Below are 1,050 nucleotides of genomic sequence, written 5' to 3'. Positions count from 1 at the left end.
GTCGGTTTCACCTTCCCGGTACCGTCGAGTGCGGTGCGCTCGGTCCGCAGACCGACGACCTTGCCGTTCTCGCCGAGGATCTCCGACGGGTTCTCGAAGAAGTGCAGGAACAGCTTGTGCGGGCGGTCGCCGACATCGCGAATAGCCCACTGCTCCAAGGTGTTGCAGATCATGTCGACCTGCTTGGAGGTGCGGCGCGCGGCTTCGGAGCCTTCGTCGTAGTCGATGTCCTCGGGGTCGACGATGACCTCGATGGTCGGCGAGTGGTCGAGCTCGCGCAGCTCGAGCGGGGTGAACTTGGCCTGCGCGGGACCGCGGCGGCCGAACACGTGCACTTCCAGCGCCTGGTTGGCCCGCAAACCCGTATAGACGTTCGGCGGAATCTCCGTGGGCAGCAGCTCGTCCCCGGTCTTGGCCAGCACCCGCGCCACATCCAGCGCGACATTGCCGACGCCGAGCACCGCGACCTTCTCCGCCTCCAGCGGCCAGGTCCGCGGCACATCCGGATGCCCGTCGTACCAGGACACGAAGTCCGCCGCACCGTAGGACCCGTCCAGGTCGATCCCCGGAACATCCAGTGCGCGATCGGCATTCGCCCCGGTGGAGAAGATGACCGCGTCATAGAACCGACGCAGATCCTCCAGGGTGATGTCCACCCCGTAGTCGATATTCCCCAGCAGTCGCACCTGCTCCTTGTCGAGCACCTTGTGCAAGGCGGTGATGATCCCCTTGATCCGCGGGTGATCCGGCGCGACGCCGTACCGGATCAGCCCGAACGGCGCGGGCATCCGCTCGTAGAGGTCGATGCTCACCCCGTCGAACCCGGCGTGCCCATCGGATTTCATCAACGCGTCGGCGGCGTAGATCCCGGCCGGTCCCGCCCCCACGATCGCAATGCGTAGTGGGCGGGTCGCTGCACTCTGTTCGGTAATCATGGTTCCCTTCAAGACTTTTCGGTCACCGACAGGCGCCGCGACCCGCCGGTTGTTCACGCGTCGATCTCGGCCGTCGCGATCCGCGAGCGGTAGAGCGTGCGGCTGAGCACGGCGT

General features: G+C 66.2%; 1 protein-coding gene. It reads right to left on the bottom strand.

What is annotated here, in order from left to right:
- Positions 1-935 (bottom strand): FAD-dependent oxidoreductase (locus ACIRS4_RS39025; protein WP_404205148.1); only part of this gene is annotated, 935 nt, incomplete at its 3' end.
- Positions 936-1,050: the final 115 nt, after the last annotated feature.

Source organism: Streptomyces sp. NPDC101166 (genome assembly GCF_044768125.1).
GTDB lineage: Bacteria > Actinomycetota > Actinomycetes > Streptomycetales > Streptomycetaceae > Streptomyces.
The sequence above is the reverse complement of the archived record's forward strand: the minus strand, read 5'-3'. Positions and strand labels throughout refer to the sequence as shown.